This is a genomic window from Streptomyces sp. NRRL WC-3626, from assembly GCF_000718785.1.
In the GTDB taxonomy this organism is placed as follows: domain Bacteria; phylum Actinomycetota; class Actinomycetes; order Streptomycetales; family Streptomycetaceae; genus Streptomyces; species Streptomyces edwardsiae.
Genome location: NZ_JOCA01000016.1, coordinates 111,692 through 125,581 on the forward strand (window position 1 = coordinate 111,692; position 13,890 = coordinate 125,581).

Sequence of the window (13,890 nt, forward strand, 5' to 3'; positions counted from 1 at the left end):
GGAGGTGCGTCGAAGTACCGGGGCGGCAAGCCTGTCGATCGGCCCCCGGCTCGCTCAGCCGAGTTGGGGGAGCACCTCGGTCCCGAGGCGCCGTACGTTCTCCTCCGTCGCCGCCAGATCGCCGGAACCCTCGACGAGCAGGGCGAAGCGGGAGATGCCGGTCCGCTCGCTGGTCGCGGCGAGCCGGTCGGCGCACAGCCGCGGCGGGCCCACCGGGTGCAGCCCGCAGAGGAGTTCGGTGTACGCCAGCGGGTCGCGCATCCGGCGCTGCCGCCCGTCCACCGTGACATGCGCCTCCAGGCCCTGCCGCAGCCAGCCGGGCATCGCCTTCGTCAGGATCTCCGCCGCGTCCGTGCGCCGGTCCGCGATCTGGCAGACACCGGCCGAGACATGGGCCGCACGGTGGATCTCCCGCGCCGGACGCCCGCACGCGCGCGCGTGCCGCTTCCACAGGGAGACCATCTCGGCCTTCTCCTCGTCCCCGATGTGCATGCCGAGGAGCATCGGCAGTCCGCGCTCGGCGGCCAGCCGTACGCTCGCCGGGGAGGTGCAGGCGAGCACGACCTCCGGGCCCTCGGCCTCGTCCAGGGCCTCCGAGGGGCGGGGGACGACGGGCACCTCGCGGAACCGGAACCGCTCGCCGGCGGCCCCGACGGACGGTTCCCGCAGCCAGCGCACCAGCAGATCGAGTGATTCCGGGAACCCCTTCTCGTACGCCTCCAGACCGGCCCCGAACACCTCCAGATCGACCCAGGGCCCGCCGCGGCCGAGGCCCAGCGTGAAACGGCCGCCGCTGGTGATGTGCAGCAGCGCGGCCTGCTCGCCGAGGGCGACGGGGTGGACGGTGGGCAGCACGCTCACCGCCGTACCGACGCGCAGCCGGCGGGTGCGGCCGAGCAGCAGGGCGGCCAGGGTGATGGCGGACGGGCAGGTGCCGTACGGCACGAAGTGGTGCTCGGCCAGCCAGACCGTGTCGAGCCCCGCCTCCTCGGCGACCTCGGCCGAGCGGACCGCGCGGTGCAGCGCCTCCCCCTCGCCCTGCCCGGGGAACCGGGCGGCCAACACGAAACTTCCAACGCGCATTGCTCTTTCCTGCTTCCTTGGCTCCGACGCGGAGCTCCCCCGCAGGGCATAACCGCCCGACACGTGCCGAGGACACGGCCGGGCGGGGGATTTTGCGGATTGTCTGCAGAATGTGCCGCTCGGGGGGTGCGGGCCGCGCCGCCACGGAGGGAACTTGTGTCGATTGGTTCCGTACGCGTACCCCCGCGCGCGCCGCGTAGGCTGGACGCGGCCCCAGCATCCTGTATAGCCCCGTGAGGTGTCCCGTGTCCCCGCGTCGCAACCGAGCCAAGGGATCCGGTTCGTCCGGCCGGAGCGCCGAGGACGACCGTTCCGGCCGTTACGGCGGCTGGCAGTCGACGGAGAGCTGGCAGGGTGACGAGTGGAGCGTGCGGCACGTGGCGGGGGCCAGCGCCCAGGGCAAGGCCTACCGCTGCCCCGGCTGCGACCAGTTGATCCCGGACGGGGTGCCGCATCTGGTGGCCTGGCCGGAGCACTCGGGCGTCGACGAGCGCCGGCACTGGCACAAGGCGTGCTGGAACGCGAAGGACCGCCGCACCACGCGGGTGCAGCGGTCCCGTAACGCGCCGAAGTTCTGAACCGGTTACACGTCCCGCCGCTCCTGGAGGACGAAGGCGCCGGCGAGCGCGGCCGCCGTGGCGACCAGCATGATCCACAGCGGGTCCCAGCCCGAAGGGCCGGACTCGGACAGCGAGTTGGCGTAGAAGATGCTCATCTGGTTCGGGATGGAGTACTCGAACAGCGCCTGCTGCACGTCCTGGAGCGAGGACGAGAACATGAACAGCGCGATGACCAGCGGGGCGAGCACGGCGCCGATCATGATGGTGATGGCACCGGCGGAGTGCCGGATGATCGAGCCGATCGCCAGCGACAGCGTGCCGAGCAGGGCCAGATAGAGCGAGACGCCGAGGGTGCCCTTCAGCCACTCCTCGCCGGAGGGGTCGCCCGCGTTGTTGCCCTCCAGCATCGCCACGTGCAGGAACCCGACCAGGGAGGCGCAGACCAGCGTCACCACGAAGGCCAGCACGAAGAACACCAGGGCCTTCGCCAGGAGCACCCGTCCGCGCGAGGGGCAGGCGACCATCGTGGTGCGGATCATGCCGGTGCCGTACTCGGAGGCCGTGGTCAGCACGCCCAGCGTGATGATGCACATGGTGCCCAGCAGCAGTCCGAAGAAGCCGAGCGCCAGCGGACTCTCGCCGCCCACGTCCGATTCGGAGCTGGACACGATCAGACCGGTCAGCGTGCCGATGCCGAGGACCAGCAGGGCGAACACACCCAGCGTCCACAGGGTGGAGCGCACCGACTTGATCTTCGTCCACTCGGAGGCGAGCGCGTGCCCCAGGTGCGTACGCACGACGGGGATCGGCGAGGTGTAGGTCGGGTACGGGGAGCCGGGCGCCGCCTGCCAGTCGGGTGCGGCGGTCTGCGGCATCGGGGGCGGGGGCGTGCTCATCGGGCGTCCTCGGGCTTGGTCAGGTCGGCGGCGGGAGCGGTCGGCGGCACGGGAGGGGCCGCCGGAGCCGGGGCGGGCGGCGCCTGGGGCGCCTGCGGGGCGGGCTGCGCGTACGGGTTCGGCGCCGGGGCACCGGGGGCCGGCACGGCGCCACCGTAGGGGCCCGCGGGGGCCTGGACGGGTACGGCCTGCGGCGCGGGGAAGGGCTGGCCGCCCTGCTGGGGCGGCGGCGGGGCGTACCAGCCGGGCTGGCCCTGGCCCGGAACGGGCATCGGCGGCTGCGCGCCGGGCGGCAGCGGCTGCTGGAGCCCCGCCTTCTGGTCGGTGGTCGACCGGTAGTCGACGGCGCCCTGCGTCATCCGCATGTACGCCTCCTCCAGCGACGCCTGGTGCGGCGACAGCTCCCACAGCCGTACGTCGGCGTCGTGGGCGATGTCGCTGATGCGCGGCAGCGGCAGTCCCGTCACCCGCAGCCCGCCGTCCTGCTCCGGCAGCACATGGCCGCCGGCCTCGGTGATCGCGGCGGACAGCTTCTCGCGCTGCTGCGGCTCGGTGTCGGGCGTGCGCACGCGCGCGAAGTCGGCGGAGTTGGCGGAGATGAAGTCCGTGACGCTCATGTCGGCGAGCAGCTGTCCGCGCCCGATGACGATGAGGTGGTCGGCGGTCAGCGCCATCTCGCTCATCAGATGGGAGGAGACGAAGACCGTACGGCCCTCGGCGGCCAGCGCCTTCATCAGGTTGCGCACCCAGAGGATGCCCTCGGGGTCGAGGCCGTTGACCGGCTCGTCGAACAGCAGCACCTGGGGGTCGCCGAGCAGCGCGGCGGCGATGCCGAGCCGCTGGCCCATACCGAGCGAGAAGCCCTTGGACCGTCTGCCCGCCACCTCGTGCAGGCCCACCACGCCCAGCACCTCGTCCACCCGCCGGGCCGGGATGCCCGACAGCTGCGCCAGGCTCAGCAGATGGCTGCGGGCCGACCGGCCGCCGTGCACCGCCTTGGCGTCGAGCAGCGCGCCCACCTGGCGCGGGGCGTTGGGCAGCTTGCGGTACGGGTAGCCGCCGATCGTGACCTGACCCGCACTGGGGTTGTCGAGGCCGAGGATCATCCGCATCGTCGTCGACTTGCCCGAGCCGTTGGGGCCCAGGAAGCCGGTGACGGCGCCGGGCCGCACCTGGAAGGAGAGGTTGTACACAGCGGTCTTGTCGCCGTACCGCTTGGTCAGGCCGACTGCCTCGATCATGCTCCGCACCCATCGAAAGGTTCAGGACAGCGGGGCACACGCCCCCGTAAGAGTTAGGAGCTTATCGAGGCACTGACGGTTCCGCTCAAGCCGAGGTAAAAACCGGTCCCGCCCGGTCATGCGCGGGCCGTCGCGTCTCCGCGCCGGCCGTCACACGCGCCTCACTGCGCGTCGCGCCGCTTCAGCAGTACGTAACCGCCGACGACCGCCGCGATCACCCACAGCACCATGATGCCGAGGCCGCCCCAGGGCCCGTACGGGGTGTCGTCGTCCAGCGGCGTCACCACCTGCATGATCTTGCTCCCGGCCTGGTCGGGCAGGAACTGTCCGACCTTCTTGGTGGCGTCGACGTTGCCGAGGATGTTGGAGATCAGGAAGAAGAACGGCATCAGGATGCCCAGCGACAGCATGGGGGAGCGCAGCATCGCGGCGACCCCCATCGAGAACAGCGCGATCAGTGTCATGTAGAGGCCGCCCCCGAGGACCGCCCGCAGTACCCCGTCGTCCCCGATCGACGCCTTGTGCTCGCCGAGCATCGCCTGGCCCAGGAAGAACGCGGCGAAGCTGGTCGCCATGGAGACCGCCAGGGCGAGCGCGGTGGCCACCGCCAGCTTGCTCAGCAGAAACGTGCCGCGCCGGGGCACGGCCGCGAGGGAGGCGCGGATCATGCCGGTGCTGTACTCGTTCGACACCACCAGCACCCCGAACACGATCATCGCGAGCTGGCCGAGACCCATCCCGGCGAAGCTGATGAACGTCGGGTCGAAGGAGAGCCGGTCCCGGGTGCTCATGCCGTCGAACTCGTTCCTCGACAGCGCCGAGATCAGCATGCCGAGGGCGATGGTCACGACCACCGCCAGGGAGAGCGTCCACATCGTGGATGCCACCGACCGGATCTTGGTCCACTCGGACCGGACGACCTGTGCCGCCGCCATGCTCAGCCCCTCTTCCAGCCGTCGCCCCACGCCTGGACGGGCGCGGGGGTGCCGGTGTGCGCGTGGTACTCCACCGACTCCGCGGTCAGCCGCATGAACGCCTCCTCCAGGGAGGCCCGCTGCGGGCTCAGCTCGTGCAGCACCACCTGCTCGCGGGCCGCCAGCTCTCCGATCCGCTCCGCCTCCCAGCCGTCCACCTCCAGCGTTCCGTCACCGCTCTCCACGGCGGTGATCCCCGCCTGGTGCAGCACGTCGAGGAGCAGTTCACGCTGCGGGCTGCGCACCCGTACGTACGAACGTGAGTTGCGGGCGATGAAGTCGGCCATCGAGGTGTCGGCGAGCAGCCGGCCCTGCCCGATGACGACGAGATGCTCGGCGGTCAGCGCCATCTCGCTCATCAGATGGGAGGAGACGAAGACCGTACGGCCCTGCGCGGCGAGGGACTTCATCAGCGTACGGATCCAGTGGATGCCCTCGGGGTCGAGGCCGTTGACCGGCTCGTCGAACATCATGATCCGCGGGTCGCCCAGCAGCGCCGCCGCGATGCCGAGCCGCTGGCCCATACCGAGCGAGAACCCCTTGGCCTTCTTCCGCGCCACCGCCGTCAGCCCGACCGCGTCCAGCACCTCGTGCACCCGGCGCTCCGGGATGCCGTTGCTCTGCGCGAGACACAGCAGATGGTTGTAGGCGCTGCGGCCCGGATGCACGCCCTTCGCCTCGAGCAGGGCGCCGATGTACGTCAGCGGGTCCTGGAGCCGGTCGTAGTGCGTGCCGTCGATCCGCACATCACCGGCGGTCGGGTGGTCCAGGCCCAGGATCATCCGCATCGTGGTCGACTTGCCCGCGCCGTTCGGACCGAGGAAGCCCGTCACGATGCCCGGCCGGACGGTGAACGTCAGATCCCTGACCGCCACCTTCTCGCCGTACCGCTTGGTCAGCCCCTCGAGCTCGATCATGCGGCCACGCTAGAACGGGACAAAGCCCTCTGCCACCGCAGGTGGCAGAGGGCTCAGCTCCTGCTTCAGCCGTTACCGCGACTGCTGGGCCGGAACCCCGCGGGACACCGGCTCGTCCTCGGTGGCGGGAGCGCCGGTCGCGGCCACCGCGGCACCGGTGAGCGTCGCCAGCATCTCGCGCACGTTCGTCAGCTGGGCGTTGATCGAGTCGCGGCGGTTGGTCAGCGCCGCGAGCTCACGCTCGGATTCCGAACGGATCCGGTCGGCCTTGGCGTTGGCGTCGGCCACGATGTCCTCCGCCTGACGCTGGGCGGTCTCCACCGTCTGGCGGGCCCGGCGCTCGGCGTCGGTGCGCAGCTTCTCAGCCTCCAGCCGCAGCTGCTCCGCGCGGTGCTCGATCTCCGCGAGACGCTTCTCGGCCTTCTGCTGACGCGACGCGAGATCGCGCTCGGACTGCTCGCGGCGCTTGGCGAGGTTCGTCTCGAAGTCCGCGGCGGCCTGTGCGGCCTTGGCGCGGGTCTCCTCGAAGAGGGCGTCCGCCTCCTCGCGCTTGGACTGGGCATCCCTCTGCGCGTCGGAACGCAGCTGCGACGCCTCGCCCTGGGCCTTCTCGACGATCCGGACGCCCTCGTCCTCCGCCTTCGACTTGCGCTCGGCGGCGTACGACTCGGCGTCGTTACGCACCTGCTGGGCGGCCGACTCGGCGAGCTCGCGGTGCTGCTCCGCCGCGCGCCGGGCCTCCTCGCGCAGGTCCTTCGCCTCCTCCTCGGCGAGGCGGAGGATCTTCTCCACCCGCGCACCCAGGCCGGCGTACGACGGCTCCGCGTCGTTGACCTGTGCCTGGGCGTTCTGAGTCTCGAGGTGGAGCTCTTCGATGCGCTTTTCCAGAGCGGTGATGCGGGTGAGAGCGCTGTCACGGTCGGAGACGAGCTTGGAGATACGTTCGTCCACCTGAGCGCGGTCGTATCCACGCCGCACAAGCTCGAAGCCGTAGGGGGAAGTGTCGCTCATGGGGTTCCTGTCGAATGAGACCGGTGAGGTGATAGGTGGAATCCTAGGGGCGAAAGCGCTGTGTCATCGAGCGGATGCACGTTTGATACGGAGAATGACACCCCTTTTGAGTGGCTCGCCGTGGGAAAGCTTGCCAAAGCCATGATCAAAGCCCTCACCGTACAGGGGATTTGGTCCGCTTTGCCAATTATTCCCCCGACTTGCCACCCGTACGGGGAGCGCCGACCGTCGCACCCGCCTTGACCCCGTTGTCCTTGGCACCGCCGGGTGCCTCGAAGGACTCCAGCGCCTCCAGGACATCCTGCACACGCGAGATCTCCGCGTTGATGTCCTCGCGGCGCCGCACCAGCACCTCCAGCTCGCGCTTGCCCTCCTCGACCGTGCGCCGCGCCTCCTGCACCGCCTCGGCCCGCAGCTCCTCGGCCTCCTTCACCAGGCTGGCCTTCTTCTGCTCGGCCTCCTTCAGCAGCGCCTCGGCCTTCTTCACCGCGGCGATCCGCACCTTGCCGGCCTCGGAGTTGGCCTCGGACACGATCTCCTTGGACTTCGCCTCCGCCTTGGCGAGCTGCTCCTCGGCGGCCTTGATCAGCGCGTCGCAGCGGTCGCCCGTCGACTTCATCGTCTCCGCCGCCTCACGGCGGGCCCGCGCGTGCAGCTCCTCGATCTCACCGGTGATCCGGTCGCGCAGCTCCTCCGCCCGCTCCCGGATCTGGGTCGCGTCCCGGCGCGCGCCGACCAGCAGCTCGTCCGCGTCCGTACGGGCCTTCTCCACCCGCGAGTTGCCCTCGACCGTCGCCTCGCCCACCAGCCGGTCGGCCTCGCTGCGGGCCGCTCCGACCATGGTGTCCGCCTGCGCCTCGGCGTCCGCCGTCGTCTTCTGCGCCTGCTGCTGCGCCTCGGTGAGCAGCTTGTCCGCCTCGGCGGTGGTCTCCGTGATGAGCGTGTCGACCTGCTCGGCCGCCTCGGAACGCCGCTTGTTGGCCTCCTTGCGGGCCTCGTCCAGGGTCCGCTCGGCCTCCGTGCGCGCGGTGGACACCAGGTGGTCGGCCGCCGACTCCGCGTCGGCCTTGAGCCGCTCGGACTCCCGGCGGATCCGCTCCGCGTGCTGCTGCGCCGAGCCCACCGTCTCCGCGGCCTCGGCCCGCAGCCGCTCCGCGTCCCCGGTCGCGTCCGCGATCAGTTTCTCCGCCTTGGACACCGAGTCCGCGCGGACCCGGTCCGCCTCGGTGACGGTCTCGTCGGTGAGCCGCTCCGCCTCGCCGCGCGCCTCCGTGATGAGGGTGTCCGCCTGCGTCGCCGCGTCCGAACGGATCCGGTTGGCGTCCTCACGGGCCTCCGCCCGGGTACGCGACGCCTGCTGCTCCGCCTCGGCGATCGCGTCCGACGCCTCCGTACGCACCCGCTGGGCGTGGTCGGACACATCCGCGCGGATCCGGTCGGCCTCCGTGATGGCCTCGGACACCGTCCGCTCGGCCAGCGCCCTCGCGGCCTCCGTCTCCTCCTGCGCCTCGCGCCGCAGCCGGCCCGCGTCCTCGCTCGCCCGCTCCCGTTCCGCGTAGGCGTCGGAGCGGACCCGGTCCGCCTCCTCCTCGGCCTCGCGCCGCGTCCGCTCCGCCACATGCTCGGCGGCGGACCGCAGCCCGGTGATCTCCTCCTGCGCCTGCTCGTGCAGCCCGGCGACGGAGTCCCGTACCTGCTGGGCGTGCTGCTCGGCCGCCGACACCATCTCCGTGGCGCGCCGGTCCGCCTCCTCGACCAGCCGTACGGCCTCGGCCTGCGCCTCCTCCACACGCTTGCGCGCCGACGCCAGCAGCTCCTCGCTCTGCTCGCGGGCCCGCTCGCGCTCCTGGCCGGCCTCGCTGCGGGCCGCGCCGAGGAGTTCCTCGGCCTCGCGGCGCCGGCGGGCGGCCTCCTCCTGCGCGGCGGCCAGCGTCTCCGACGCCTCCGCACCGATCCGCTCGGCGGCGGCCTGCGCCTCCGCCCGCATCCGGTCGGCGCTGTCCTGCGCCTCCGACTTCAGCCGCTCCGCCTCCGCCGCGGCCTCCGACCGCAGCCGTACGGCGACGGACTCGCCCTCGGCGCGGGACGCCGACGCGTCGGCGGCGGCCTCGTCACGCAGCCGCTCGGCCTCCGTCTCCGCCTGCTCCCGCAGCGTACGGATCCGCTCGGCGGCCTCGGCGCGCAGCCGCTCGTTCTCCTCGGACGCCTCCCGGCGGATCCGGACGGCCTCCTCGCGTGCCTCGCCGAGCGCCCGCTCGGCGGCGGCCAGCCGCTCCTCGGCCTCCGTGTGCAGCCGCGTCAGCTCACCCGCGGCCTCCTCGCGCCGGGCCTCGACGGCCCGCTCGGTCTCCTCGCGCAGCTCGCGCGCGGCCCGCTCGGCGTCCTCCTTGAGCGCGTCGGACTGCTCGACGGCCTCCGCGCGGTGCCGCTCGGCCTCCTGACGGGTGCGCTCCAGCGTCTCCTCGGCCTGCCGGCGCAGCGTCGTGGCGCGCTCGATGGCCTCCGTGCGGACCTTCTCGCTGTCCGTCTGCGCGGTGGACCGCAGTTCGTCCGCGTCCGCCTTCGCCTTGGCGAGCAGCTCCTCGGCGGACCTGGCCGCCTCCTCGATCTGCGCCACGGCCTCCTTGCGGGCCTCCGCGCGGATCTTCTCGCCCTCGGCGACCGCGTCGGCGCGCAGCTGCTCGGCCTCGCCGCGCAGCCGGCGCGCCTCCTCCTGCAGCTCGACCGTCTTGGCGCGGTACTCCTTGGTGTCGTCCTTCGCCGCACCCTTGAGCTGCTCGGAGATGTCGTGCGCCTCGGCACGCAGCCGGTCCGCCTCGGCCTCGGCCTCCCGGCGGATCCGCTCGGCCTCCTCGGACGCCGCCCTGGTGGTCTGCTTGGCCTCCTCCGACGCCTTGTTGAGCACGTCCTCGGCGGTCTTGGCCGCCTTGGACAGCTGCGTCGCGGACTCCTCCGCGGTGATCGTGCGGGCCTTCTCGGAGGCCTCGGCGACGATCTTCTCGGCCTCCGCACGGGCGTCGGCGACCAGTTGCTCGGCGTCCGCCTTGGTGGTCTCCGCCTCCTTGGTCGCCTCGCTGACCAGCCGCGCCACCTGCTCCTTGGCGGTGCGCGTACGGGTCTCGTTGGCCGACTCGGCGGAGGAGAGCGCCTTCGCGGCGGACTCCTTCGCCTCGGCGAGCACCTTCTCCGCCTCCGCGCGGGCCTCGCGCAGCGCCGTCTCGGCCGCGGACATCCGCTCCTCGGCGGCCCGGCCGAGCTCCTGCGCCTGACGGCGCGCGGAATCCGACTCGCTGACCGTCGACGACCGCAGCTGCTCCGCGTGGTCGGTGGCCTCCTGCGCCTGCGTCGACGCCGCGTTCAGCAGCCGCTCCGCGTCCGCGCGGGCCCGGCGCAGGATCTGCTCGGCCTCCGAGCGGGCCGACTCGGCCTCGCTCTGCAGCCGCTGCCGCGCCTCGGCCGTCAGCCGCTCGGCCTCCGCGCGGGCGGCGGCCATCGCCTGCTCGGTCTCCGCGCGGGACTCGTCGAGCAGACGGCGGGCCTGCTGCTCGGTGCGGGCGCGCAACTGCTCCGCCCACGCCACGTTCTCGTTGACATGCGATTCGACGGTCTGCCTGCGCTCCGCCAGCTCCTGGTCGAGCTGCTGGCGCCGGTTCACCGCCTCCTGGTGCAGCTCCGCCTGGAGCCGGGCCGCCTGCTCCGCGTGCTCCTGGAGGATCCGCTGGGTCTGCGCCCGCGCCTGGCTCAGCTCCCGCTCGGCGTCCGCGCGGAGCTGGTCGGCCTGCACCTGGGCGTTGCGCAGCAACTGCTCCGCCTGGTAGCCGAGGTCACCGCCGTCGTAGGCGGGCCGGGACATGATGGTGCGGCGCGCCTCGTGCAGCTTGGCGCGCAGCACCTCAACCTGGTAGCCGAGGTCCTCGGCGTGCTGGATCGCCTTTTCCCGCTCGGTCTTCAGCCGCTTCATCTCGGCTTCGAACCGAGAGAGGTGGTCGACGTCAGCCGCCGGCTCTCGCTCCTGGCTCTCGTAGCCCCGCACTGCGCGGTCCCATCCGTCCCCTGGTCGCAAGTCTCACCGAGCTCCGTCCACCCGCCGAACGGGGCCCCCGGGGAATGGTGTCAGATCAACGGCTGAGCATGGGCTGCCGCCCCGCGCTCGCCCCCCGAAACCCGGACCCCGGCGATCCCGCCGCCAAAGACGGCGGGACGGTCACCACGCATCGAGCGGCGACCGGACCCAACCCTACCGGCCCTTATGTACGTGGGTCAGTGCTCGGATGACTCAACAGGCGCCGAAGTGACCAGTTCTGTCAGTACGCCATGGCAGTCCTTGGGGTGCAGGAAGGTGATTCGTGACCCCATGGAGCCGCGCCGGGGCTCTTCGTACAGAACGCGTACGCCCTTGTCCTTGATCCCGGCCGCCTCCGCGTCCACATCCGCCGTACCGAAGGCGATGTGGTGGACGCCCTCGCCGTTCTTCGCCAGCCACTTGGCGACGGTCGAGTCGTCCCGGGTCGGCTCGAGGAGCTGGAGGTAGGAGGCGCCGCCGTCCGAGGTGTCGTTGATCTTGAGCATGGCCTCGCGGACGCCCTGCTCCTCGTTGACCTCGGAGTGGAACACCTCGAAGCCGTACGTGGCCCGGTAGAACTCGACGGTCGCGTCGAGGTCGAAGCAGGCGATCCCGATGTGGTCGATTCGCGTCAGCATGGATTCAGTGCAGCGCTCCCGCGGTGGTTACGCAACGTGCGCGCGATCACACCGAAAGGACGATGACGTGGTCCGCCGCACGTCAGTACATTCGAAGTAAACCCTCGTTCACTCCTCGGCTGTGCAGCCGGAAGGGGATCGCAGCTCATGACCTCCGCATCTTCAGCATCCTCCGCACCTTCCGCATCGAACGGCACGACCTCCGTCATCGTGGCGGGCGCCCGCACCCCCATGGGGCGGCTGCTCGGCTCACTGAAGTCCTTCTCCGGTGCCGACCTCGGCGGCTTCGCGATCAAGGCCGCCCTCGACCGCGCGGGGATCGGCGGCGACCAGGTCCAGTACGTGATCATGGGCCAGGTGCTCCAGGCCGGCGCCGGCCAGATCCCGGCCCGCCAGGCCGCCGTCAAGGCCGGCATCCCGATGAACGTCCCGGCGCTCACCGTCAACAAGGTCTGTCTGTCCGGCCTCGACGCCATCGCGCTCGCCGACCAGCTGATCCGCGCCGGTGAGTTCGACGTGATCGTCGCCGGCGGCCAGGAGTCCATGACCAACGCCCCGCACCTGCTGCCGAAGTCCCGCGAGGGCTTCAAGTACGGCGCGGTGCAGATGCTCGACGCGATGGCGTACGACGGTCTGACCGACCCCTTCGAGAACATCGCGATGGGCGAGTCCACCGAGAAGCACAACACGCGCCTCGGTATCGCCCGCCCCGAGCAGGACGAGATCGCCGCCCTCTCCCACCAGCGGGCCGCCGCCGCCCAGAAGAACGGCGTCTACGAGGCCGAGATCACCCCGGTCGAGATCCCGCAGCGCAAGGGCGACCCGATCCTGTTCAGCAAGGACGAGGGCATCCGCGGCGACACCACGGCCGAGTCGCTCGGCAGGCTGCGCCCGGCCTTCACCAAGGACGGCACGATCACCGCGGGCACCTCCTCGCAGATCTCGGACGGCGCGGCCGCCGTGGTCGTGATGAGCAAGGCCAAGGCGCTGGAGCTGGGCCTGGACTGGATCGCCGAGATCGGCGCCCACGGCAATGTGGCCGGCCCCGACAACTCCCTCCAGTCGCAGCCGTCCAACGCGATCCGGCACGCGCTGAAGAAGGAGGGCCTGGAGGTCTCCGACCTGGACCTCATCGAGATCAACGAGGCCTTCGCGGCCGTCGCCGTGCAGTCAATGAAGGACTTGGGTGTTTCCGCCGAAAAGGTGAACGTCAACGGGGGTGCGATCGCCCTCGGTCACCCGATCGGGATGTCCGGCGCCCGGCTCGTCCTGCATCTGGCGCTGGAGCTGAAGCGGCGCGGCGGCGGCGTGGGCGCGGCGGCGCTGTGCGGCGGCGGCGGCCAGGGCGACGCGCTGATCGTGCGGGTACCGAAGGCCTGACCGCCTTCTTTGCTGTTTTTCCTCTCGTGAACGGAGCTGTGATGCAGGACGTCTCCTCGCTGGTCGCCCAGGCCAGGGAAGGCAGGCCACGGGCCGTGGCCCGGCTGATCTCCCTGGTGGAGGGGGCGTCCCCGCAGCTCAGGGAGGTCATGGCGGCACTGGCGCCACTGACGGGCAACGCGTACGTGGTGGGCCTCACCGGCTCCCCGGGCGTAGGCAAGTCCACCTCCACCTCCGCCCTGGTGACCGCGTACCGCAAACAGGGCAAGCGGGTCGGCGTCCTCGCGGTTGACCCGTCCTCCCCCTTCTCCGGCGGGGCCCTGCTCGGCGACCGCGTCCGCATGTCGGAGCACGCCTCCGACCCGGGCGTCTACATCCGTTCCATGGCGACGCGCGGCCACCTGGGCGGACTCGCCTGGGCGGCTCCGCAGGCCATCCGCGTCCTGGACGCGGCGGGCTGCGAGGTGATCCTGGTGGAGACGGTCGGCGTAGGACAGTCGGAGGTGGAGATCGCCTCCCAGGCCGACACCTCGGTGGTGCTCCTGGCCCCCGGGATGGGTGACGGCATCCAGGCGGCGAAGGCCGGGATCCTGGAGATCGGCGACGTCTACGTCGTCAACAAGGCCGACCGTGACGGCGCCGACGCGACGGCCCGCGAACTGAACCACATGCTCGGCCTGGGCGAATCCCGCGCCCCCGGCGACTGGCGCCCCCCGATCGTGAAGACGGTCGCGGCCCGCGCGGAGGGCATCGACGAGGTGGTCGAGGCCCTGGAGAAGCACCGCGCGTGGATGGAGGCGGGCGGCGTCCTCACGGAACGCCGCCTGGCCCGGGCATCCCGAGAGGTCGAGACGATCGCGGTGACGGCCCTGCGCGAACGCATCGGAGACCTCCACGGCGACCGCCGCCTGGACGCGCTCGCGGAGCGCATCATCACGGGGGACCTGGACCCGTACAGGGCGGCGGACGAACTGGTGCGGGGCCTGACCGATAGCCCGTCCGGCATCTGAGGACGAGGTCCGAAGGGGCCGTCTCCAGCCCGTCCGGCGTTTGAGGACGAGGCCCGTTCAGGGCCGATGGGGGTCCGGGGCGCAGCCCCGGGGACGGGACGGGAAGGGGCGGCGGGG

At 71.8% G+C, this 13,890-nt stretch carries 11 protein-coding genes; 3 read left to right on the forward strand and 8 right to left on the reverse strand.

The genetic code is table 11. The features are described from left to right. Positions 1-54: 54 nt before the first annotated feature. Positions 55-1,083 carry an LLM class flavin-dependent oxidoreductase gene (locus tag IF28_RS0123635; RefSeq protein WP_030223859.1) on the reverse strand — a complete coding sequence of 343 codons (1,029 nt, stop codon included), beginning with the start codon at positions 1,081-1,083 and terminating at the stop codon, positions 55-57. A gap of 245 nt (positions 1,084-1,328) precedes the next feature. On the opposite strand from IF28_RS0123635, the gene IF28_RS0123640 reads away from it, so the two are divergent. After that, a complete protein-coding gene (locus IF28_RS0123640) occupies positions 1,329-1,661 on the forward strand; it encodes a hypothetical protein (protein ID WP_030223860.1) in 333 nt (110 codons plus the stop codon). A gap of 5 nt (positions 1,662-1,666) precedes the next feature. On the opposite strand, the gene IF28_RS0123645 is transcribed toward IF28_RS0123640, so the two are convergent. From IF28_RS0123645 to mce, 7 genes are all read right to left on the reverse strand, one after another. Next, positions 1,667-2,539 (reverse strand): ABC transporter permease subunit, encoded by an 873-nt coding sequence (locus tag IF28_RS0123645; RefSeq protein ID WP_030223861.1) that lies wholly within the window; start codon positions 2,537-2,539, stop codon positions 1,667-1,669. Continuing rightward, the gene (locus IF28_RS0123650) at positions 2,536-3,780 is read right to left on the reverse strand and encodes an ABC transporter ATP-binding protein (protein WP_030223862.1); all 1,245 of its coding nucleotides are present in this window, start codon (positions 3,778-3,780) and stop codon (positions 2,536-2,538) included. The genes IF28_RS0123645 and IF28_RS0123650 overlap by 4 nt, the downstream gene beginning before the upstream one ends. A gap of 161 nt (positions 3,781-3,941) precedes the next feature. After that, the gene (locus tag IF28_RS0123655) at positions 3,942-4,715 is read right to left on the reverse strand and encodes an ABC transporter permease (RefSeq protein ID WP_030223863.1); all 774 of its coding nucleotides are present in this window, start codon (positions 4,713-4,715) and stop codon (positions 3,942-3,944) included. A 2-nt stretch (positions 4,716-4,717) separates the two neighbouring features. Next, positions 4,718-5,671 carry an ABC transporter ATP-binding protein gene (locus IF28_RS0123660; protein ID WP_030223865.1) on the reverse strand — a complete coding sequence of 318 codons (954 nt, stop codon included), beginning with the start codon at positions 5,669-5,671 and terminating at the stop codon, positions 4,718-4,720. Positions 5,672-5,743: 72 nt separating this feature from the next. Next, positions 5,744-6,682 carry a cellulose-binding protein gene (locus IF28_RS0123665; RefSeq protein WP_030223867.1) on the reverse strand — a complete coding sequence of 313 codons (939 nt, stop codon included), beginning with the start codon at positions 6,680-6,682 and terminating at the stop codon, positions 5,744-5,746. A 187-nt stretch (positions 6,683-6,869) separates the two neighbouring features. Then, positions 6,870-10,715 carry a polarized growth protein Scy gene (gene scy / locus IF28_RS0123670; RefSeq protein ID WP_030223869.1) on the reverse strand — a complete coding sequence of 1,282 codons (3,846 nt, stop codon included), beginning with the start codon at positions 10,713-10,715 and terminating at the stop codon, positions 6,870-6,872. 227 nt (positions 10,716-10,942) lie between these two features. Beyond that, positions 10,943-11,383 carry a methylmalonyl-CoA epimerase gene (gene mce / locus IF28_RS0123675; RefSeq protein WP_030223870.1) on the reverse strand — a complete coding sequence of 147 codons (441 nt, stop codon included), beginning with the start codon at positions 11,381-11,383 and terminating at the stop codon, positions 10,943-10,945. A gap of 147 nt (positions 11,384-11,530) precedes the next feature. Here mce and IF28_RS0123680 point away from each other — a divergent pair, with 147 nt between their 5' ends. Together IF28_RS0123680 and meaB are read left to right on the forward strand one after the other, a co-directional pair. Then, positions 11,531-12,763 (forward strand): acetyl-CoA C-acetyltransferase, encoded by a 1,233-nt coding sequence (locus IF28_RS0123680; RefSeq protein ID WP_078621369.1) that lies wholly within the window; start codon positions 11,531-11,533, stop codon positions 12,761-12,763. Positions 12,764-12,804: 41 nt separating this feature from the next. After that, positions 12,805-13,773: a methylmalonyl Co-A mutase-associated GTPase MeaB gene (gene meaB, locus IF28_RS0123685; protein ID WP_030223872.1), complete on the forward strand. Its 969-nt coding sequence runs from the start codon at positions 12,805-12,807 to the stop codon at positions 13,771-13,773. Positions 13,774-13,890: the final 117 nt, after the last annotated feature.